The 20,974-nt window shown below is 57.9% G+C and carries 20 protein-coding genes; 10 read left to right on the top strand and 10 right to left on the bottom strand.

What is annotated here, in order from left to right; translation table 11 throughout:
- Positions 1-29 precede the first annotated feature (29 nt).
- Complete coding sequence (mazG, locus tag FHS72_RS07895; protein WP_183527827.1) at positions 30-860, bottom strand: nucleoside triphosphate pyrophosphohydrolase; 831 nt, start codon at positions 858-860, stop codon at positions 30-32.
- Positions 861-935: 75 nt separating this feature from the next.
- Here mazG and FHS72_RS07890 point away from each other — a divergent pair, with 75 nt between their 5' ends.
- From FHS72_RS07890 to FHS72_RS07860, 7 genes are all read left to right on the top strand, one after another.
- The gene (locus FHS72_RS07890) at positions 936-2,099 is read left to right on the top strand and encodes a M20 aminoacylase family protein (RefSeq protein ID WP_183527825.1); all 1,164 of its coding nucleotides are present in this window, start codon (positions 936-938) and stop codon (positions 2,097-2,099) included.
- A 148-nt stretch (positions 2,100-2,247) separates the two neighbouring features.
- The gene (gene speB, locus FHS72_RS07885) at positions 2,248-3,216 is read left to right on the top strand and encodes an agmatinase (RefSeq protein WP_183527823.1); all 969 of its coding nucleotides are present in this window, start codon (positions 2,248-2,250) and stop codon (positions 3,214-3,216) included.
- Complete coding sequence (gene speB, locus FHS72_RS07880) at positions 3,216-4,157, top strand: agmatinase (RefSeq protein ID WP_183527821.1); 942 nt, start codon at positions 3,216-3,218, stop codon at positions 4,155-4,157. The genes speB (FHS72_RS07885) and speB (FHS72_RS07880) overlap by 1 nt, the downstream gene beginning before the upstream one ends.
- A gap of 67 nt (positions 4,158-4,224) precedes the next feature.
- Complete coding sequence (locus FHS72_RS07875; RefSeq protein WP_183527819.1) at positions 4,225-4,701, top strand: DUF1499 domain-containing protein; 477 nt, start codon at positions 4,225-4,227, stop codon at positions 4,699-4,701.
- Positions 4,701-5,756: a peptide chain release factor 1 gene (prfA, locus tag FHS72_RS07870; RefSeq protein WP_183527817.1), complete on the top strand. Its 1,056-nt coding sequence runs from the start codon at positions 4,701-4,703 to the stop codon at positions 5,754-5,756. Before FHS72_RS07875 ends, prfA begins: the two co-directional genes overlap by 1 nt.
- Positions 5,753-6,568, top strand: a complete 816-nt coding sequence (gene prmC, locus FHS72_RS07865; RefSeq protein WP_183527815.1) for a peptide chain release factor N(5)-glutamine methyltransferase — start codon at positions 5,753-5,755, stop codon at positions 6,566-6,568. The genes prfA and prmC overlap by 4 nt, the downstream gene beginning before the upstream one ends.
- A gap of 194 nt (positions 6,569-6,762) precedes the next feature.
- The gene (locus tag FHS72_RS07860) at positions 6,763-7,356 is read left to right on the top strand and encodes a DUF4167 domain-containing protein (protein WP_183527813.1); all 594 of its coding nucleotides are present in this window, start codon (positions 6,763-6,765) and stop codon (positions 7,354-7,356) included.
- 72 nt (positions 7,357-7,428) lie between these two features.
- Here the strand turns inward: FHS72_RS07860 and rsmA are convergent, their stop codons facing one another.
- From rsmA to lptF, 6 genes are read right to left on the bottom strand one after another with little or no spacing between them, the layout of a single operon-like run.
- Positions 7,429-8,274 carry a 16S rRNA (adenine(1518)-N(6)/adenine(1519)-N(6))-dimethyltransferase RsmA gene (gene rsmA / locus FHS72_RS07855; RefSeq protein ID WP_183527811.1) on the bottom strand — a complete coding sequence of 282 codons (846 nt, stop codon included), beginning with the start codon at positions 8,272-8,274 and terminating at the stop codon, positions 7,429-7,431.
- Positions 8,275-8,325: 51 nt separating this feature from the next.
- Positions 8,326-9,315 (bottom strand): 4-hydroxythreonine-4-phosphate dehydrogenase PdxA, encoded by a 990-nt coding sequence (gene pdxA, locus FHS72_RS07850; RefSeq protein WP_343042663.1) that lies wholly within the window; start codon positions 9,313-9,315, stop codon positions 8,326-8,328.
- Entirely contained in the window at positions 9,312-10,517 is a 1,206-nt protein-coding gene (locus FHS72_RS07845) for a peptidylprolyl isomerase (RefSeq protein ID WP_183527809.1), read from the bottom strand. Before FHS72_RS07845 ends, pdxA begins: the two co-directional genes overlap by 4 nt.
- A 56-nt stretch (positions 10,518-10,573) precedes the next feature.
- Entirely contained in the window at positions 10,574-12,670 is a 2,097-nt protein-coding gene (locus FHS72_RS07840) for an LPS-assembly protein LptD (protein ID WP_183527807.1), read from the bottom strand.
- Complete coding sequence (gene lptG / locus FHS72_RS07835) at positions 12,670-13,764, bottom strand: LPS export ABC transporter permease LptG (RefSeq protein WP_183527805.1); 1,095 nt, start codon at positions 13,762-13,764, stop codon at positions 12,670-12,672. Before lptG ends, FHS72_RS07840 begins: the two co-directional genes overlap by 1 nt.
- The gene (gene lptF, locus FHS72_RS07830; protein ID WP_343042662.1) at positions 13,761-14,879 is read right to left on the bottom strand and encodes an LPS export ABC transporter permease LptF; all 1,119 of its coding nucleotides are present in this window, start codon (positions 14,877-14,879) and stop codon (positions 13,761-13,763) included. Before lptF ends, lptG begins: the two co-directional genes overlap by 4 nt.
- Before the next feature lie 136 nt (positions 14,880-15,015).
- On the opposite strand from lptF, the gene FHS72_RS07825 reads away from it, so the two are divergent.
- Together FHS72_RS07825 and FHS72_RS07820 are read left to right on the top strand one after the other, a co-directional pair.
- Positions 15,016-16,482 carry a leucyl aminopeptidase gene (locus FHS72_RS07825; protein ID WP_183527803.1) on the top strand — a complete coding sequence of 489 codons (1,467 nt, stop codon included), beginning with the start codon at positions 15,016-15,018 and terminating at the stop codon, positions 16,480-16,482.
- A gap of 4 nt (positions 16,483-16,486) precedes the next feature.
- Entirely contained in the window at positions 16,487-16,933 is a 447-nt protein-coding gene (locus FHS72_RS07820; protein ID WP_183527801.1) for a DNA polymerase III subunit chi, read from the top strand.
- Positions 16,934-17,253: 320 nt separating this feature from the next.
- Here FHS72_RS07820 and FHS72_RS07815 read toward each other — a convergent pair whose 3' ends face one another.
- The 3 genes from FHS72_RS07815 to FHS72_RS07805 are packed head-to-tail and all read right to left on the bottom strand — an operon-like array spanning position 17,254 to position 19,598.
- Positions 17,254-18,321, bottom strand: coding sequence for a dihydropteroate synthase (locus FHS72_RS07815; protein ID WP_183527799.1), 1,068 nt, complete (start codon positions 18,319-18,321; stop codon positions 17,254-17,256).
- Positions 18,322-18,331: 10 nt separating this feature from the next.
- Positions 18,332-19,270, bottom strand: a complete 939-nt coding sequence (locus FHS72_RS07810) for a methylenetetrahydrofolate reductase (RefSeq protein WP_183527797.1) — start codon at positions 19,268-19,270, stop codon at positions 18,332-18,334.
- 31 nt (positions 19,271-19,301) lie between these two features.
- Positions 19,302-19,598, bottom strand: coding sequence for a virulence factor (locus FHS72_RS07805; RefSeq protein ID WP_183527795.1), 297 nt, complete (start codon positions 19,596-19,598; stop codon positions 19,302-19,304).
- A 251-nt stretch (positions 19,599-19,849) separates the two neighbouring features.
- On the opposite strand from FHS72_RS07805, the gene FHS72_RS07800 reads away from it, so the two are divergent.
- The gene (locus FHS72_RS07800) at positions 19,850-20,962 is read left to right on the top strand and encodes a Ppx/GppA phosphatase family protein (RefSeq protein WP_183527793.1); all 1,113 of its coding nucleotides are present in this window, start codon (positions 19,850-19,852) and stop codon (positions 20,960-20,962) included.
- Positions 20,963-20,974 lie beyond the last annotated feature (12 nt).

Raw genomic sequence — 20,974 nt, 5'->3', positions numbered from 1 at the left:
TATTTTTGTCGGGTCAATACCTGAATGATTTAGTCGGGCAAATTCTTGTGCGCTTTTTCCTGTAGTTTGGCCGCGTCCCACAGCGCGTCCATTTCCGCGAGATTGCTGTCGTTTGGCGTTTTACCCAGCGCTGTCAGCGCGTCTTCCACGGCCTCAAACCGCCTTTGGAACTTGGCATTTGCGGCGCGTAGCGTTTCTTCGGGGTCCAGTTTCAGGTGCCGTGCGAGGTTGGCCACGACGAACATCAGGTCGCCGAATTCCTCTGCGACTTCAGCCTCAGTCAAAGTGTCGCGGGCCTCGATCAGCTCTGCGGCTTCTTCTTGGATTTTGTCGATCACGTGGCTGGTGTCCGGCCAGTCAAAGCCTACCCGTGCCGCGCGGTTTTGCAATTTCACCGCCCGCGTCAATGCGGGCAGGCCCACCGCCACCCCGTCCAAAGTCCGCGTCTGCGCCTTTGCGCCGCGCTCTGCCGCTTTGATCTTTTCCCAGTCGGCCGTCTGTTGTTCCGCAGATTTTTCACGCGATTCGTCACCAAACACATGCGGATGCCGCGCGACCATCTTGTCCGAAATTGACCGCACTACACTGTCAAAATCAAAATGCCCCGCCTCTGACCCGATTTGCGTGTGGTAGACGGTTTGCAGCAGCAAATCCCCCAATTCGCCCTCAAGATCAGCCCAATTGCTGCGCGCAATCGCATCCGCGACCTCATAGGCTTCTTCAATCGTATAGGGCGCTATCGTGTTGAAATCCTGTTCAATATCCCACGGACAGCCCGTTTCAGGATCGCGCAAGCGGCGCATAATCTCAAGCAGTCGCGGCATTCCGCCATTTGGGTCATTTATCAGCGGATCATCCATTGCAGTGCCTTTCGCTTGCGGTCAATTGCGACCATATTGCCGCCAATCCCAAGTTCCAATAACAGAGTGTCCCACATGCCCGTCATCAACCGCATTGCCGATTTCACCCCAGACATGACCGCGTGGCGCAGGCACCTGCACAGCCAGCCAGAGTTGGTATTCGACTGCCATAAAACGGCGGCGTTTGTCGTGGAAAAACTACGCGCGTTCGGGATTACGGACATCCACGAAGGTATTGCCACTTCAGGCGTCGTGGCGATCATCGAAGGGCAGGGCGACGGTCCCACAATCGGCTTGCGGGCCGACATGGACGCGCTACCGATGGATGAAATTACGGGGCTTGATTACGCTTCGACGATAACCGGCGCGATGCACGCTTGCGGCCACGACGGACACACGACGATGTTGTTGGGCGCGGCACGGTATTTGGCGGAAACGCGGAACTTTAAAGGTCGCGTCGCGCTGATTTTCCAACCCGCCGAAGAACTCATCGGCGGTGCCGAAGTGATGGTCCGCGAAGGCGTGTTGGAAAAATTCAACATCAGCGAAATCTACGCGCTCCATAACTTGCCGGGCCTGCCTGTCGGTCATTTCCAGACCACGCCGGGGCCGATCATGGCGGCGGTGGACACGGCGACAATCACGATCCAAGGGCGCGGCGGTCATGGGGCGACGCCGCACGAAACGGCCGATCCGGTGGTCGCAGCGGTGTCGATTGTGCAAGCGATTCAAACGATTCTCAGTCGCAATCACTATGCGTTCGACGAACTGGTGATCTCGGTCACGCAAATCCACACAGGCTCTGCCGACAACGTGATCCCAGACACCGCATGGATTCAAGCGACGGTGCGCAGCTACGACAAAAACGTCCAAGCGATGGTGATGCGCCGTTTGGAAGAAATCTGCGCGGGGCAAGGGGTTAGCTTTGGCGTGGAGGTCAGTCTTGATTATGAAATCGGCTATCCGGCGACGATCAATGATCCGGCTAAAACAGCATTTGCGTGCGACGTGGCCCGCGAAATCGCGGGCGATGCGGCGGTGAATGATGCGGCAAGCGCGGAAATGGGTGCGGAAGACTTCGCGTTTTTCCTCGAACGCATTCCGGGTTCGTATCTGTTCATCGGTAACGGCGACACTGCGGGGCTGCATCATCCGAAGTTTGATTTCGACGACGAAACTGCTGCGCATGGTGCGTCGTTTTTCGCACGATTGGTGGAAACTGCACAGCCTTTGGGGTGATCCCTTGGCTTGATCCAAATGGGCGCGTGCCGCGCAAGATATGATTTGTGTGGACTGCCGCAGCGTGGCGGTCCGCAATCGGGTGATGTGTTTTTCTTGACCGGGCTAAACTGGCGGTGTCAGGTGGAACCAAGTTTTGGAGACGATCATGAGCTTAGAAGATGCAAAACGCCAAATTGACCGTGCGTTTACAGTGGATGACCCGCGTGGGTTGGCGTTTGAAAATGCCTTTGCGGGGGCCACGTCGTTTCTGCGCCGCAAATACACCAAGGATTTAGCGGGCGTTGATCTGGCCATCACAGGCGTGCCATTTGACCAAGCCGTAACGCATCGCAGCGGCTGCCGCATGGGGCCACGCGCCATCCGCGAGGCATCAACCTTGCAGCCTTATGATCCGCCTTATGGGTGGGATGGTTTTGATCCTTTGTCAGAGTTTTCTATCGTTGATTATGGTGATCTTGCCTTTGATTACGCCTATACGCCCAGCTTTCCTACACTATTACAGAATCATATTGCCGGAATATTAACGCAAGGGCCGGGCACGGTCGCGCTGGGTGGCGATCACTTTATGACGCTGCCGATTTTGCGGGCTTATGCGGAGAAATTCGGGCCAATGTCGGTGATCCAGTTTGATGCCCATTCCGACCTTTGGGCCGACGACGACATGGACCGGATCGACCACGGCACGTTCATGTATAAGGCGGTGAAAGCAGGCGTCGTGGACCCGTCGCGGTCGGTGCAAATCGGGATCAGAACCGAATGCGACGATTACCTTGGTATGCGCTACATTGACGCCCGCACAGTTCACGAGAAGGGTGCCGCGTATGTCGTTGAAGAGGTTAAGAAAATCGTCGGTGACCATCCGACGTATGTGACATTTGATATCGATGCTTTGGACCCCGCATTTGCACCTGGAACGGGGACGCCAGTTTGGGGCGGTCTGGCGTCGTGGCAAGCGGCGGCGATCCTGCGTGATTTGGCTGGCATTAACGTTGTTGGCGGCGATGTGGTCGAGGTGTCACCAGCCTATGATACCACTGGTGCCACAGCGGTTGCAGGTGCGCATGTCGCGATGGAGCTTTGCTGTCTAGCACTCTGGAATAAAAGGAAAATGTGATGCCGAATATGCCGATATCCGGTAATGATCTGGCGCGGTTCTCTGGACCGCAGACGTTCATGCGCCTGCCCGAAGTGAGTAGCGCAGAAGGGCTGGATGTTGGTTTTATCGGGATTCCGATGGATATTGGCACGTCTTGGCGATCTGGTACGCGGATGGGGCCGAAACAATTGCGCGAACAATCGGCGATGATCCGACCTTATAATATCCAAACGGGGGCTGCGCCGTTTGATGCGTTGCACTGTGCTGACCTTGGCGATGTGCCGATCAATACTTTTAACCTGCAAGAGTCTATTTGTTTGATTACAGAGACTTACGACGCACACTTAAAGCATGACATTATCCCGATGGGACTGGGTGGCGATCATACTTTGACGCTGCCGATCTTGCGGTCGATTGCAAAGAAACATGGGCCTGTGGCACTGGTGCATGTGGACGCCCATGCTGACGTAAATGACGAGATGTTTGGCGAACGCGAGACCCACGGCACGGTGTTTCGCCGCGCTTATGAGGAAGGTCTGATTACCGCTGACAAGGTCTTCCAAATCGGCCTGCGCGGCACCGGATACACGGCTGATGACTTTACCGAGGCCGCCGGATGGGGCTTTAACCAGTATCTCGCACCACAACTCTGGCACATGAGCCTCGCCCCGTTAGCTGCTGAAATTAAAGAAAAGATTGGCGACCAGAAAACCTATATCACCTATGATATCGACAGCCTTGATCCCGCGTGTGCACCCGGCACAGGCACGCCGGAAATCGGTGGGCTGACGACACCGCAAGCGATGGAATTGATCCGTGGCTTGCGCGGCTTGAACATCGTCGGCTGCGATCTGGTCGAGGTATCGCCGCCTTATGACATGTCGGGCAATACCGCTTTGACGGGTGCGAATTTGATGTTCGAGATGCTGTCGATCTTGCCGGGCGTGCCGTATAGATAGGGTGGCACAACCCGTGCACAGCACGTACACAGGCCGTGCACCGAAATTCCCAAAGTGAGACCGAATTATGCGTATGATTATGTTGCTGGCCCTTGGCGTGATTGTCGCCGCGTTCGTTTATGTACGCCTCGCGCCGCATGATGCCACGGCTGTTCACGTCCAAGCCGAGCCGCGTGCGCCCGGCGATTATCCGGCGGCGGGTGGCTTTATCGCTGTGCGCCAGATCACGGCGTCGCCCGAAGACGTCCTACAGGCGTTAACCCAAGTGGCGATGGAAACCGACCGCACAGAGGCGCTGATGGGCACCGTTGACACAGGCATGGTGACGTTCGTGACACGGTCCAAGGTGATGGGATTTCCTGACTATACCACCGTGTCGATCATTCCGGCTGGAACCATTGATAACGCCGGACCTTTGTTGATGATCGAGGGGCGGTTGCGCTATGGCAAAAGCGATCTTGGCGTGAACAAAGCCCGCGTCGAAGGCTGGCTTGCCGCACTTGGTCCCTTGGCCGTTTCAATGGATCAGGACATGGCAAGCTGATGATTGCTGAAGAAAAAATTATCCAACTGATTAATCGGTTTCAGTTTCTTGAAGCCAAAATGTCAGGTGATGTGGCAGGCAGCGATATTGCGGCTTTGGCTAAAGAATACAGTGACTTAAAGCCCGTTGTTGATACGGTTTCGGCGTATAAGGATTTGGTCACGCAGATCGCTGAAGCCGAGGCTATGCTGAAAGACCCCGAAATGCGCGAGCTGGCAGAGATGGAATTGCCAGACCTTAAGGCGCAATTGGCTGGGTCAGAGCATGACGTGCAGCTTGCGTTGTTGCCCAAGGATGCCGCGGACGGGCGACCTGCGTTGCTAGAGATCAGACCGGGCACTGGCGGCGATGAAGCGGGGCTATTTGCCGCCGATTTGCTGCGGATGTACCAGCGCTATGCCGAGGGCCAAGGGTGGACCTTTGAGATTCTCGAACACTCACAATCTGAACTTGGTGGCGTGAAAGAAGCCACGGTGCGGGTTGTTGGTGAAGGTGTGTTCGCCAAGCTGAAATACGAGAGCGGCGTGCACCGCGTCCAGCGTGTGCCGGAAACCGAAAGCGGCGGGCGCATTCATACGTCAGCCGCCACAGTTGCTGTGCTGCCAGAGGCCGAGGATGTCGATATTCAGATCGCGTCCACCGACATTCGTATCGATACGATGCGGGCCTCTGGTGCGGGTGGTCAGCACGTCAACACAACCGATTCTGCGGTACGGATTACCCATATTCCAACGGGAATCATCGTGGTGTCTGCTGAAAAATCGCAACACCGGAACCGCGAAATTGCGATGCAGGTGCTAAAAACGCGGCTGTTTGATCTGGAACGGCAACGGGTGGACGGCGAACGCTCTGCGGATCGCAAGGCGCAGGTGGGGTCTGGCGATCGCTCGGAACGTATCCGCACCTATAACTTCCCGCAGGGCCGGATGACGGATCACCGGATTAACCTGACGCTCTATTCTCTGAACCAGATTTTGCAGGGTGATCTCGAAGAAATTATCTCTGCGCTGACATCTGACGCGCAAGCCGCGTTGCTGGCAGAGATGGGCGCGTGAGCGGATTTTTCGCGGACGGCAAATTCTGGGATGTGTCGGCAGCGGATGACGGATTGATCAAGGCAGCAGTGGACCAGCTTGGGTTTGCGGGTGCTTTGGGCGAGGCGCAGCGGTTGTGGGCGCATGTTGGTGGTGACGGGGCGGCGTTTGCGGCGCTTGTCGCGCGAAGGGCCGCACACGAGCCGTTGTCGCATCTTCTAGGCTACCGTGATTTTTACAAACACCGGTTTTATGTGACCTGCGATGTTTTGGACCCGCGTCCTGATACGGAAACCTTGATCGAAGCGGCGCTTGCCGTTCCGTTTCAGTCGGTTCTTGATCTGGGCACCGGATCGGGCTGCATTCTTTTGTCGCTTTTGGCAGAGCGTCGCGATTCGGTGGGTGTCGGTACGGATATGTCGGCGGCGGCTTTGACCGTGGCGCAGCGCAATGCCGCGCAGTTGGGCGTCTCACAGGTCCAGTTTGTGACCTCTGATTGGTTCGACGCGGTAGAGGGTCAGTTCGACCTGATCGTGTCCAATCCACCTTATATTGCAGCCGATGAGATGACGGATTTGCAACCCGAAGTGCGCGATCACGAGCCGCGCATGGCCTTGACCGACGAGGCTGACGGGTTGTCGTGTTACCGCACAATCATCGCCAAAGCGCCTGACTATTTAACCGATGGCGGGCACTTGTTGGTCGAGATCGGACCGACACAAGGTCCAGCGGTCAGCGCGATGTTTGCTGCACAGGGATTCGCGAAAATCCGCGTCATTGACGACTTGGATGGGCGGAATCGTGTGGGTTTTGGGCAAAAATCCAGCCGTTAACGTAGTTTCAACGTGTTGAAGGGCACTTTGGGGTTGCACAAAACGACGTCGCGTGCTTTTTCAAATACACCAACAGCAGAGCAGTTATGCTCTAGTTGGTTATCGCCAAACACGCTTATTCCTGACATGCTGCATTTCTGCGGACCAGGATACTAAAGCGCAACTAAGCCCGTAGGCTTGACGGAAAGCATTCCATGAGATCATCGAAGTCGCGTTCGCGGGGCAATAAGAACCGCAACAACCGCCCAACTGGTGGCAGCCTGATTAACCGTGTGTTTGACAGCAGCGGCCCAGACGGGAAGGTGCGCGGCACGCCCCAGCAGATTATTGAAAAGTACAACCAGCTTCACCGCGACGCCCAATTGTCTGGTGACCGTGTGAACGCGGAAAACTTTGCGCAACACGCAGAACATTATTTGCGGATGCTGGCGGAGGCCCAAAAAGAGGTCGACGCCAAGCGCGAAGAGCAAGAAGCGCAGAACCGCGAGCGCCAAGCAGAGCGTGACCGCGAACGTGCGGACCGCTTGAAAGCGCAGGAAGCGGCGGCAAACGATTCTGCCGCTGTGCAAGACGAGCCGGAAACGCAGTCTGATTTGGTTGATACGCCAGAGGCGAAAACCGACGATCAGCCGCAGCCGGAAAAAGCGCCAGCGCCGCAAGCCGAGAAAAAGCCGCGCCGCCCGCGTCAACCGCGCAAGCCACGCGCGCCCAAGGCAGATGCAGCACCCGACGGTGACACATCCCAGCCCGCGCCGGACACCGGGTCCGCCCCGGAAGCCGCAGAATAAATAAGAAAAAGCCCTCCGATTTCGGGGGGCTTTTTTTATGGTGATATGTAACGCGAGGGGTATGTGTTGCTGTTAACGCGCCGCGGCAATGCTGCGTGCCAAAGCGCAGAACGCCTCTAACGGCACCTGTTCCGCCCGTTCCGTCGGTTTGATCCCAGCAGCAAGCAGATGATCCTCTATATCCGGTCCTAGCACCTTAAGCGCGGACCGCAGCATTTTGCGCCGTTGGTTAAATCCTGCGGCGACAACACGGTTCAGCACGGCTGGATCAGCCTCGAACCGTGGTGCGGGCAGGGCGGTCAGATGCACGACGGCTGAACTCACCTTTGGTGGCGGCGTGAATGCTTCTGGCGGCAGGTCCAGCACTATACGCGGCTCTGCCCGCCATTGCGCCAGTAGCGCCAACCGCCCATAAGCTTTCGTCCCCGGTTCCGCCACGATCCGCTGCGCCACTTCGCGCTGGAACATTAGTGTCAGGCTTTCCCAGAACGGCGGCCATTGCGGCGGCGTGAGCCAGCGCACCAGCAATTCCGTGCCGACATTATACGGCAGGTTCGCGGCCACTTTGATCGGTGCCGTCAGATGGGTCAGCGGATTGATCTCAAGCGCGTCGCCGTTGATGACTTCCAATTGACCCGGATATTTCGCCGCAATCTCGGCAAGGGCCGACATGCAGCGTTCGTCCTTTTCAATTGCCAATACGCGCCGCGCACCTTCGGCCAGCAATCCACGGGTCAAACCACCGGGGCCGGGCCCGATCTCTAACACATCAGCTCCCGACAGATCACCCGCCATTCGCGCGATCTTGGCCGTCAGGTTCAGATCCAACAGAAAGTTCTGCCCCAGCGATTTTTTCGCCGCGATCCCGTGGGTTTCGATCACATCTCGCAACGAGGGAAGATCATCAATTGTGCTCATAACTTCATTTCGCCTTTAACAACTCGCCCCGCTGGCAGGCGTCCCGCATTATCAATCATGCCGTGCGTCCGCCATTGTCGCGGCCATACGTATCGCCGCGATCATCGACGATGGATTAGCTAATCCTTTGCCCGCGATGTCGAACGCCGTGCCGTGGTCCGGTGATGTCCGGATAAACGGCAGTCCAAGCGTCACATTCACGCCCGTATCAAAGCCCAGTGTTTTGACCGGAATCAACGCTTGGTCGTGGTACATACAGACAGCCACATCGTAGTTTTGCCGCGCCGCTGCGTGGAACATCGTGTCAGCGGACATCGGGCCAATCAGGTCCATGCCTTCGCTGCGCAAGGCGTCCAAGACGGGCGTGATCATTTCGATTTCCTCGACGCCCATTTTGCCGTCTTCGCCTGCGTGTGGGTTCAGGCCAGCCACTGCGATCCGTGGGCGTTTGACGCCAAAGTCGCGCCGCATGGCCGCATGAGTGATCAGCAACGTGTCGGTCAACAGGCTGGCGGTAAGGTCGGTCGCGACTTGTGCCAGTGGCACATGGATCGTGACCGGCACCACGCGCAATGCGTCACAGGCCAACATCATCACCACGCGGTCAATGCCTGCGAGGGCAGCGAGGTATTCTGTATGCCCCGGATAGGCAAAATCCGCGCCGTCGATCAGTGCTGCTTTGTGGATAGGCGCGGTGCAGATTGCGCGGGCTTGACCGTTTGTGACCAGCGCCACGCCCTTTGCAATGGCGTCGATCACGCCTTGCGCGTTGGCGGGATCTGCTGTGCCTGCAATGGCGGTGCCGCCCATGGTGATAGGCATGACGGGCAGTGTTCCGGCGGCGCTCAGGTCTGCCGCAGCCGCAGGATCGTCGATGCAGGCGTAGTCGGTGCCAGCAGGCAAATGCCGTGGATCACCGAGCCACAGCAGCGGCGTGTCCGCATGCACCGCCCGAAATGCCGCGACAGCGATTTCAGGTCCGATGCCCGCAGGTTCGCCGCAGCTGATGACGATAGGTTTTTGTGCGGGCGTTGTAATCACTGGCCCGTAATCGTCGCAGTTGCGCGCAAGTCGGCCAGCAATGCGTCTGCAAATCCAGCCAGCAATGTGCCGCGCAATTGGTTGCGCACCGCGTCACGGTCAACGCCTTCTTGGCCCGCAGAGACGCGGTTGCACAGCATCAGGAACACGGTTGTTTGGCCGTTTGCGCGTGTCAGGTTGTAGGACACTTCGCCTGCGTCAAGCCGTGCGAGTTCCAGCGCCACATCTTGCGGGATGTCCGCAGGGGCGAGGCTATCGCGTTCCAGCACTTCGGCAGGTTGTCCTTGTGCCACGCCGTAAAGGTCGTCGCAGGTGTCGACTTGGTCAGCCAAGGCACGTGCTGCAGATTGTCCGCCGCCCATGTAGTAGGCTGCGTATTCGATGGCGGATGGGACGGGGCGCGGGGTTGGGACTTCGCGCACGCCGCGCATTTGGAACAGCGCCACGCCGTTAGGGATCTGGATCGGTGCGGTGACTTCACCAGTGCCAAGCCCAAGGATCAGGCTGCGCAATTGTGGTGGATAGTTCGAGATTGGTAACCAGCCCAACTGTCCGCCATTGTTTTTCGATGGCAAAGCAGAGACGCGCCGCGCTTCAGCAGAGAACGTCGCGGTGGACCGTGTTTGCGCGATGCGCTCGGCAGTTGCCGTCGCAGACGCCGCTTGTGGGGGTGGGGCCGGAATGATGATTTCGGACAGCAGTACTTCGATACCATCGGTGGTGGCACCCGATGATGCAAGCGCGCGGTCGATTTGGCCTTCGGTGATTTGGACCCGTGATCCAAAGCGCGACCGCACATAGTCGCGCCATGTCACGCCGATTTCGACGAAATCCCGTAGCGTTTCAGGGGCGACGCCGTTCTGCGACAGCACTGCATAGAACTGGTCGAGCGTCAGGTTCGCGCGGCCTGCAAATTCTTCGAGCGACGTTTGCAATGCGCCATCGGCCAGTTGCAGCCCTGCTTTGTCCATTTCGGACTGCTTCAGGCGGTCTTCGATCAGTTGCTCTTGGGCCAGTGACCGACCTGCGCCCGGTGTGCGGAACAATTCCAGCAATTTGGCCCGTTGGTCGATCTCGTAGCCCGTGATGGCTGTGTTGTTGACCGTGATCGACGGTCCGAACTGGCTTTGTGCTGCCGTCGGCAAGGGTGAAAAGCCGACTGTCAGGGCGATCAGGCTGCAAAGAATGTTAAGTGCGCGCATCGGGTTCCTCGTAGGTCGGCGCATCCGGTTTGTCCGGATGGTCAGGGGTAGGGTCATTATTTCTGGCATCCAGCACTTGGGCCTTGTGCGCTGCGTCCGGCAGAAAAGCCGTTCAGCGACACGGATAGGCCGTAGTCCGTGGATGGGTCAATCGTATCTGAAGACGTAAAGCGGCGCGAGACCGAAAGATCAACAGTCACGCATTCGTTGCGCCATTCTACGCCCAATCCGGCGGTGGCGGGGCTGTCGGCTGCAATATCGTAGCGGGCATCGGCGCTGAGCTTGAAGGCGTCGTTCAGTTGCACGGCTGTATCGAGGGTCCATTCGGACACGGCGTCGGGGCGGCTTTCGGTGGCGTCTGCTGCCTGCCAGATGTAGGCGGCGTCTAGTGTCACGGTGTCGGTGCGCCAGCCTAAGCGGCCTGCGCCGCGTGTGGTTTCTAGCGCGTCGCTGACCAGCACGCGCCCGTCGAAATGCACGCCTTGCGGCGAGGTGATTTGCCCCGCAAGCAACCAGTCAGAGGCTTTGCCAGCAAGACCCGAGGACGCCGAAAAGTCATCGTCAGAGCTGCTGCGCACAACTCGGCCAAAGGTCAGCGATGAAAAGCTGCTTGCGGCCCCTTGGCGGGTGTATGTGACGCCTAAAGCTGCCCGCGTGCCTGTTTCAACGCGGTCGTCGCCCGGAAAGCGGGACAGATCGAACAGGTTCGATTGGTCGAGTTCGGCGCGGGTGCTGTCTTCGTTTGGCGGTGTGTCACCGTAGGCGTCTGACCACGCGACGGCCAGAGTTGGCGTCAGCATATGGCTGGCACCTGTGGTTGATCCCGCGATCAGTGGCCAGCTGAATGTGGCCCCAATCGTGGGGACAAGCCGTGTGAATGACGATGCATAGGCGCTGTCGTCTTTGATGAAATACTGGTCTGCACGCAGTGCGCCGGTTACGTCGCCTTGTAGTCCGGCGGGTAAATTCAGGTCGCGGGTCCATGACCCGAATGATCCGATGCGGCCCACGTCGCGTCCGTCGTCGCCTGTGCCAGTGCCGGTGCGGATCACCACGTCGCCGGAAAAGCCATACGTGACGTCGCCGCCAAGCAGTTCGTCGCGTTTCTCGTAGCGCAGGTCTGCGACGATGGGTGGCAGCGTTGCGTTTTCTTCGTCGTCGCGCAACGTCTCAAAGAAACTGAACCGTGCGCGGAACAACCGATCTGCGGTGATATTTTCAAGCGTGACGCTGCTTTCCAGACGGTCAAGGTCGGCGTAGCCGTATTCAGTCAGATAAGCTGTGTCGCTGACGGTCTTGATATCAAAGGACAAAACAGTCCCGCCGCCAAGGTCGAATTCACCATCTGCGAACAGGTAAGACCTGCGATCTTCGTCAAGCGTATCTTGGCTTAGCGCCCCTTCGATGTTCAGATCACCGCTGAGGAAAGCTTCGCGGTAGCTGGCCTCTAGGGTGGTAGTCTCGGACGACAGGTAGGGCGTCAGCGTCAGGTCGCGGTGCTCGCCCAGCGTGATGAAATAGGGGACTTTGATCCCGAAACCCAGCAGGTCAGAGTTGCGAAAATCGGGGATCAGCAGGCCAGTGGAGCGGTCCAGTGTCGGATCTGGAAGGCGGGCATACGGCAGCCACATCACGGGCAAGCCGCGCACACGGAAAGTCGCGTTTTCAAAGTAAAGTTGCTGCGCGTCTTGGTCGTGTACAACCCGTTCGGCGCGGATATCCCACAGCGCAGGCCCGCCGTTACACACCGAACAAGAACTCGCGACAACGCGGTTGAGCTGCGAATAGCGTCCTTCGACCCGATCAATCTGGTTCGCGGCCAGTTGGAGTTGCTGATCCAGCACCAGCCGTGCGCCGCGCAACATGCCATTTTCAAGCTTCGGGTCCAGCGTGGCCCTGTCCGCCGTGATGATTTCGCCGTCAACCGTCTGGATATAAATCGGGCCTTCGATGATTAGCTGATCGCCTGTGCGGTCGTAGATAATGCTGGCGGCGGACAGGCGGGTGTCGTCGTAGAACACTTCGATGTTGCCGTTGGCGATCAAGCGGTCGTCGCCTTCAATCGAGACGCTATCAGCGACAAGCGTCGCCACGCCTTGGGCCGCAGCCGCCAGCGGGGATAGCAAGAACAGGCATGTGAACAAAAACCGCATCAGCCGTCTTCCTTGTGCAACAGGAAACTAAGCGCAAGCCCAATCGCCGCAAGTGGGGGCGCCCATGCCGCAAGAGCCGGGGGCAATTGTCCGTTTTCGCCCATGATCTGCGCAAAGTTACGGACGAAATATGTGCCAAAGGATAGCATGATCGCAAACAAAACCATCAGGCCCGTGCGGCCGCCGCGTTGGTGGCGCACTGTAAAGCTGGCCCCGATCATCATCATCGCGACAAGGAACACTGGCATTGCCAGCTCCATCTGTAGCCAGACTTGATGCCGCTGCGCCGAGAACCCTGCGGTTTGCAGTCGGTTGATAAAGGCGGGTATTTCCCAGATCGGAATCGACGACGGCGTGCCGAAACTGTCGCGGATTTGGTCAGCGGTCAGTGTCGAGGGGATGGTGTGAGTGTCGAGCAGCATCGCGTTCGCTTCGGGGGTGCGTGCGCCGATGAGCGGCCAAATTTTGACGTCGGATAGCTCCCATGCGCCGCCTGTCAGAACTGCGTTTGCGGCGGAGGTGCGTTCAACTGGTAATCCAGCGGTGGAGAACGTCAGGAAGGTCACGTTTTGCAATTCGGTGCCGTCGAGGTTCGCAGTCTCAGCGCGGATCACGGTTTGGCCCGTCACGTCGCCTTGGCGTAACCACAGGCCCGTTGATCCGAGCGTTAGCACGCGGTCTTGGCCTTTGAAGGCGTTGCTGCGGGCCTCGAATTCACGCGAGGTGGCGGCGACAATCGGGTTGATGACGGCGACGCCAATGACGCCGATCAAAAACGCCATCAGCAGCGGCGACATCAGCGCGCGCACCGCAGAGCGGCCCGCGGCTCGCGTCACAACCATTTCCGACGAGCGCGACAGCCCCAAGAACAACGCAATCGTGGCAATAATCATGATGAGCGGTAGGATCGCGTAGATGCCTTGCGGCACGTTCAGCAACGTCAGGCCCATGATATCAGCAAAAGTCGCAGGCGTGTTTGCAAAGCGGCGCAGTTGTTCCACTAGATCAAGGAACACCAAGATAAGCACAAAAATGCCAAGCACCCCGCCAAAGGTCTTTAGAAAGCGCATTGCGAAATAACGGTGCAGGATCATGCGGGTATCCTGCGTTTGAACAGTGACGGGTGGGCGGACATATAGAGCAGCGCCGCGACGAAAAGCAGGCCGACGGCGGACGCACCGTAAGCCGCGAACCACAGGCTTGGGTCGTCGCGGGCGGCGTTGAGGCCAGCGGTCTCGACGGCTTTGATGACGATGATCAGGAAAATCGCGATGACGATTTGCCGCCACACGCCAAAGCGGCTGAACCCCCCGACAATTAGGGCTGCGAACCCGAGCAATGCCGCGACGGACCCCAAGATCGACTGGCTGATCCGGTCATGGGCGCGGGCGATCAGTTCGGCGCGGGTTTTGCCTGTCTCGGCCACCAGCGCGTCCGTTGCGCGAAGCAATTCGAGCGTGGGGACTTCGGCGTCGCGGCGGCCCTCGCGGGTGGTGACGGTGATGAAACCGCCAATGTCATAGGCGAAGTCTTTGAAGGATGTGGTGGACAGGCGTTGCCCGTCGGGTTCGAGAATTTGCGCCATGCCGTCAACCATCACCAATTGCGTGCTTTCGTCGCTGCGCACGAGGTAGGCAGAGGCGGCTGTGTAGGTGACTTGGCGGTCGATATTGCGCAGGTCAGCAAGGAAAACATCCTTGAGTTCGCCCGCTGGTGTCACGTCGCCGATGTAGAAGGTCAGCCCGTCGGTGGGTTCGAGAAATTCACCGGGTGTGAGGAACCGCGATGTGATGTTCTGCGCGATTTCGGCTGTGCGGGCATCGAGGCGGGCAGATGCCAGCGGCACGAGGATGTGCATCAGCAACGTCATCAGCGCAAAGACGATCACGCCAAAGTACAGCACGGGCCGCGCCAGACGGTAGGGCGAGAAACCAGTCGCTTGGACGACGACCAATTCGGATTCGGTGGACATGCGATTGGTCACGTAAACGGCAGCCGCGAATGCGGCCAAGGGCAGGGCGATCCGAATGACGCTGGGCAAAGACAGAGCGGTAAATTCTAGGAACACAGCCGCCGATTGTCCGTCCGCGATCAGGCTGTCAAATAGAACCACGGCCCGGTTGATCCAGTAGACCAATACTAGAACGAGGCTGAAAAAGCCGAACATGACGACAAGCTGGGACAGCATATATCTGTCGAACCGTGCCACGTTGCGTACCTCTTTGTGCTTTATCTTGTGCTTAGCCGTCTCACTACCCCAAGTCGCAGGGAGTTTGAACTGATATCTGGCAAATCGGCGGGCAGAGGACTACGTAAAGGGCAACGTATTTCCCCAAGAGGTCAAAATGACAACGCCAACAGCTATCACATTCACCGAAACCGCACTTGAAGAACTCGTCGTAACCGCTGGAAAAGTCGCGGTTTTTGTGACCGAAGACGGCAAAATGGACCAAGGCGCGCGCAAGGTGAATTCACTGACCCGCAAGACTGTCCAGCGGATCGCAGAAAGCGACGCCTTTGAAAAAGCCAAGGCGGGTGACGTGACTTCGGTGACGATGCCCGTGGGAATGGAGGCCGACGCGCTGCTGGTTGTAAAACTGCCGCGCCGTCCAACATCAACCGAGGCACGCAGGGCGGGGGCGAATTTGGCCAAGTGCCTAGGCAAAGATGGGATGTTGGTGATTGCAGGGTCTACTTACCGGACAGAAGAAATCGCGCAAGGCATCGCGATGCGCAATTATAGCTACGACGCGCATAAGACGGGCGACAAGGCCGAGACGGGTGCTGTGACCTTTATGGTCAATGATCCAGAGGCCGCGACAGCAGCCTATGCGCCGATTGCAGCCGTGGTTGAAGGCGTGTTTTTCACACGTGATTTGACGAATGCCCCTGCGAACGATCTGACGACGACGTCTTTTGCGGACCAACTGGCCGCGATGTCTGCGATTGGTTTGCAGGTTGAGGTGCTGGAAGAATCCGATCTTGAGAAGCTCGGCATGGGCTCGCTTTTGTGCGTCGGTCAAGGGTCGGACAGCCCGTCCAAAGTTGTGGTGATGCAGTGGAACGGCGGCGGCGATGAAGCCCCGTTTGCGCTGGTCGGCAAAGGCGTGGTGTTCGACACCGGCGGCATCAGCCTGAAACCGGGTGCGGGCATGGAAGACATGACCATGGACATGGGCGGCGCGGGTGTTGTGTCCGGCGTGATGAAGACGCTGGCACTGCGCGGGGCGAAGGCCAATGTCGTGGGCCTTGTTGGAATCGTTGAGAATATGCCGTCCGGCAATGCTGTGCGTCCGGGTGATGTTGTGACCTCGATGAAGGGCGATACGATCGAAGTCATCAACACCGACGCCGAAGGACGGTTGGTGTTGGCGGATGTGCTTTGGTACGCGCAAGAGCGGTTTAAGCCTGTTGGGATGATCAACTTGGCCACGCTGACGGGTGCGATGTTGGTGGCTTTGGGCAATGAAAACGCAGGGGTTTTCTCGAACTCTGACGATCTGTCTGGCGCGTTCATCAAGGCCGCAGGCAACGAGGGCGAAGGTGCTTGGCGGATGCCGATGTCGCCAGCCTACGACGCGCTGATCAAGTCGCGGATTGCGGATATGAAGAACGTCGGGGGTCGTTTGGCTGGGTCCATCACCGCCGCGCAATTCCTGAAACGGTTTGTGAAAGACGACGTTCCGTGGTGTCACCTCGATATCGCAGGCACAGCGTCGGTCAAGACCGAGACAGCGCTGGCTCCTGCGGGTGCGACGGGTTGGGGTGTGATGGCGTTGAACCGCTTGATTGCCGACAAGTACGAGGTCTAATCACATGGGGGCCGCGTATTTTTACCATCTGACCGATAGTCCGCTTGAGCGGACTTTGCCGATGTTGCTGGGCAAATGCCGTGAGGCTGGTTGGCGGGTGGCGGTGCGCGGCCGCGATGCAGGTTTACTTGAACGTCTGGATGCAACCCTTTGGAATGACGGGTTTTTGCCGCATGGCATGGCAGGTGGTGCGCATGATGCGGACCAGCCTGTGTTGCTCGGAACACAGGTGCCAGCGGTAGGGTTTCAATGTGTGATGTCTGTCGGCGGCGCCGATGTGACGGTCGACGAAATTGGGGCCGCTGAACGTGTTTGTATTTTGTTTGATGGCTATGATGAGGGTGCGTTGAACCATGCCCGGGGACAGTGGAAGGCGCTGACCACAGCGGGCTGCAAGGCGCAATATTGGGCGCAAGAAGATGGACGCTGGTTGAAAAAGGCCGAGAGTTAGCGATTTTTCTAGAAAAATCGGGCAAATTTTCTAGAAAATTTGTTCTTAGAAAATTATGCGAATTGCGCCAGAATTGCAGATGACAACCAGTTGGTGTCCTGTTTCTATCAAATGAAACCCGCGACGCCTGACCTCATTTTCAAATCTGTCGCGACCAATTTCGGCTTCAATCCACGCCCGATGCCGTCGCACGACACCGCCGTTTTGCACAGCCTTTGCGTTAAAAATCGTCGCAAGCCATTGATCGGCCTTCGCGTGACGGGGATGTGGGGCAATAAACATGCCCCACTTTACCCATTCATCTTAAACGAAGCGTTAACTTAGCCCCGCCGACGCCGTCCTGTGCGAGCACGGCCTTCACCTTCTTTTGGGGCCACACGGTTGGCTTTGATCCATTCGGTGCCTGACGCGTCATTGTCGGTCAGGAAGTTCGCCGCACGGATTGCTTCCATTTCAGACCCTGCGCGGGCTTTGGTCGAGCCGAGACCGAACATTTGCACGAAGGCTTCGTCGTCCATGTCGTCGGGTAGGATGATGCCGGATGCGAGCACGAGCTCTTTTTTCGCGGCGATCTTTGCAGGGCCAATCGGCAGCGCCACTGGGTTCATGATCGCCGACGTCATGCCAGCCGCAATAGCCATGGGCAGGAATGCGTTGTTGATGCCGTGGCGGTTTGGTAGGCCAAAGGAAATGTTGGACGCGCCGCAAGTGGTGTTCACGCCGAGTTCTTCGCGCAAGCGGCGCACAAGGGTAAAGACCTGCAGGCCTGCCGTAGACATTGCGCCAATCGGCATCACCAGCGGGTCAACCACGATGTCATGCGCGGGAATCCCGAAATCTGCGGCCCGTTGCACGATCTTTTTCGCCACTTCAAAACGCACGTCGGGGTCTTCGGAAATGCCTGTGTCATCGTTGGAAATCGCCACAACTGGCACGTTGTATTTTTTAACCAGTGGCAGCACCAATTCCAGCCGCTCTTCTTCGCCTGTCACGGAATTCAGCAGCGGACGGCCCTCGGCGGCGGCTAGTCCGTTTTCCAACGCGCCGGGTACAGAGCTGTCGATGCACAGCGGAATGTCGGTGATGGCTTGCACACGTTCGATTAGCGCTTTCATCAACATCGGCTCAACAAAGTTGTTGTCGGCGTAGCGTGGATCTTCGGCCATTTTGTTCGAAAACACCGCGCCAGAGTTAATATCGAGGATGTTCGCGCCTGCGAGAACCTGCGCAATGGCGTCGGCTTCGACCCGTGAAAAGTCGTCCATTTCCAACTCTGCCGCAAGAATTTTGCGCCCGGTTGGGTTGATCCGCTCGCCGATCACGCAGAATGGCTGATCAAAGCCGATGATGGCCGTTTTCGTCTTACTCTCAACAATCGTGCGGGTCATATGCGTGCTTTCACTCAGGTGTTTTATTTGGGTTGGCCGGGATCGTGCTGTCCCCGCCTTGGGCGATGGCCCAGTTAGCGTTGGTCTTGATCCCACCAAGCGGGAAGAAGTGGACGCTATCGATATTAAAGTCGGGGTTGGCTGCTTTGTGGTCCGCGAGTTTGGTCACGATGTCTGTCGGCTCGTAGTGCAGCAGCAGTTTGGTGACGTCCATAGCGCGTTTTTGCAGGACTTTGAGGGACGGGCCAACGCCGCAGGCAATCGCGAATTTGATCAGTGTTTGCAGTTTCGCGGGGCCAGCGATGCCAATGTGGATCGGGATGGTGATCCCTGCGTCGCGCAGCGCGTCGGCCCATGCGATGATCGGGTCTGCCTCGAACGCGAATTGTGTGGCAAGCGCCATGTCCGCGTCGGTGGTCTCGTTAAATTTCTGCTTCCAGCGCAGGGCGTCCATGACATTGGCGTCGGACCCGTCTGGATCAATGTCTTTATTCCCCTCGGGGTGGCCCGCGACGTGCAGACGTTGAAAACCTGCTTTGTCGAACAGACCGGATTCGAGCAATTGCATCGAGGAATGGAAATCGCCGTGCGGTTCTGCCACGCCACCAGCCAGCAAAAGCGCCTGATCCACGCCTGCTTCGCCTTGGTAGCGGGCGATCCAGTCAGCAAGCATCGCGTGATCCTTGATGATCCGCGCTGGAAAATGCGGCATCACGTTCATGCCATCCGCCGCCAACCGTTTAGCTGTCGCCACCATGTCGTCGATCGGTGTGCCGTCGATATGGGCGATATAGACGCGGGTGCCAGCGGGCAGCAGGCTTTGGAAATCAATGACTTTTTCGGCGGTGCGCGGCATCACCTCGATGGAATAGCCATTCAGAAAGGCGCTCACATTGGGCGACACCATGTCGGTTTCGACGGGTTTCTTGCGGAAGTTGAGCAGGGCCATCACGGCCTCCTTTACAGAATGGGGCAGGGCGTTAGGCCCAACCATCGTTCGCGATCAGGGTCTTGATCCGCTCTTGATCGTATTCCGCCTCGATATTGGCGACGGTTGCGGCTGCTGCCTCTTCGTCGCTGCCATCAACGGGGATTGGATCAGCTTTGCGGAACCCTTCAAGGTAGGCGTCCGATTCTGCGGCACCTGATTTCATCGCAGCCCGATCAATGGCTTGCTCGAACCGTTCCGGCAGCGGCAGTTTGACGCCGCGGCGTCCACGTCCGACCAGAACTTGTGCAGGCATGTCGCGCCAGTAAACGATGATCACATTTGCCATTGCGGCCTCCTTGATAGTCCATCTGTAGCAGCCATTTGTCTGACGCATCGTTCGATTTCGACACGTTTGCGACATTGGCGACCTCGCCTATATGGCGACAGGGCGGTGACTTGGCCATGGTCGCGTGGTCCCGATATATTCATCAAGGTCATGTGTCCGGTTCATGAAAGCGTGATCACAGGGCAGGCAAGGCTTGCGCGAGGCGGCATTGACACATAGCTTGGGGATAACTTGAAATGGAGGGCGTGCAAATGGCGCCCAAGCGTCCCAACGGTGCGGGCGCGTTCCCTATAGCGGTCGAGACCCCCGCGCCAATATCGCCTGATCCGGCGCAGCTTTATGCTGCCTTGGATTTGGGCACAAATAGCTGTCGCATGTTGATTGCCCAACCCAAGGGCAGTCAGTTTCATGTGGTGGATAGTTTTACGAAGTCAGTGCAACTGGGCCATGGTCTGGAAAGCACGGGCAAACTGTCGCGCACGTCCATGAACCGGACGATTGCCGCGATGCGTGTGTGCAAGCAGAAACTGGACAGGCACGGGGTCAAACGCATGCGTTTGGTCGCGACCGAAGCGTGTCGGCGCGCCAAGAACGGTGCGAATTTTGTAGCACAGGTCAGTCGCGAGACGGGGCTGAAGCTAGAGATTATCAAGCCAGAGGAAGAAGCGCGTTTGGCAGTGATTTCCTGCGCGCCACTGGTCAGTACCAAGACGGAACAACTGCTGGTGGTGGATATTGGCGGGGGATCGACGGAACTGGTGTGGATCGACCTGACCAAAGTGCCCAAGCGCGAGCGGCCTCATGCGATTATGCGGCTGCATGCGGGGTTCAAGTCTGATCCGGGTCCGTTTGCGGCTGCCAAAGTTGTGGATTGGATTTCGGTGCCGCTGGGGGTGGCCACGCTGCGCGACCAATTTGCAGACGTCGAAGACGACGCCGCACGGTTTGCGCTGATGTCGTGGTTTTTTGAAGAAAGCCTTGAGAAGTTCGCGCCTTATGCCGCAGCCCAAGCCCGAGAGGGGTTCCAGATCGTTGGCACCAGCGGGACGGTAACAACTGTCGCGGCCAGCCATCTGGGACTGAAACGCTATGACCGGACCAAGGTTGACGGGTTGCGGATGACGTCGGACCAGATTGATAAGGTGATCCGCGATTACCTGTCGCTTGGACCGCATGGCAGGCGCAGTGATCCACGGATTGGCAAAGACCGACAGGCGTTGATTATGTCGGGGGCTGCGATTTTGCAGGCTTTGATGCGACTTTGGCCGACAGATCGGTTATCAGTGGCGGACCGAGGCTTGCGCGAAGGGCTGTTGTATCAGCAAATGTCCGCAGATGGTGTGTTGGAAGATGCGCCGTTTTAGGGTAGAGCGATT

The organism is Yoonia ponticola (assembly GCF_014199395.1).
Taxonomy (GTDB): domain Bacteria; phylum Pseudomonadota; class Alphaproteobacteria; order Rhodobacterales; family Rhodobacteraceae; genus Yoonia; species Yoonia ponticola.
Note: the sequence above shows the minus strand (reverse complement) of the source record. Positions and strands in the feature narration are given on the sequence as shown.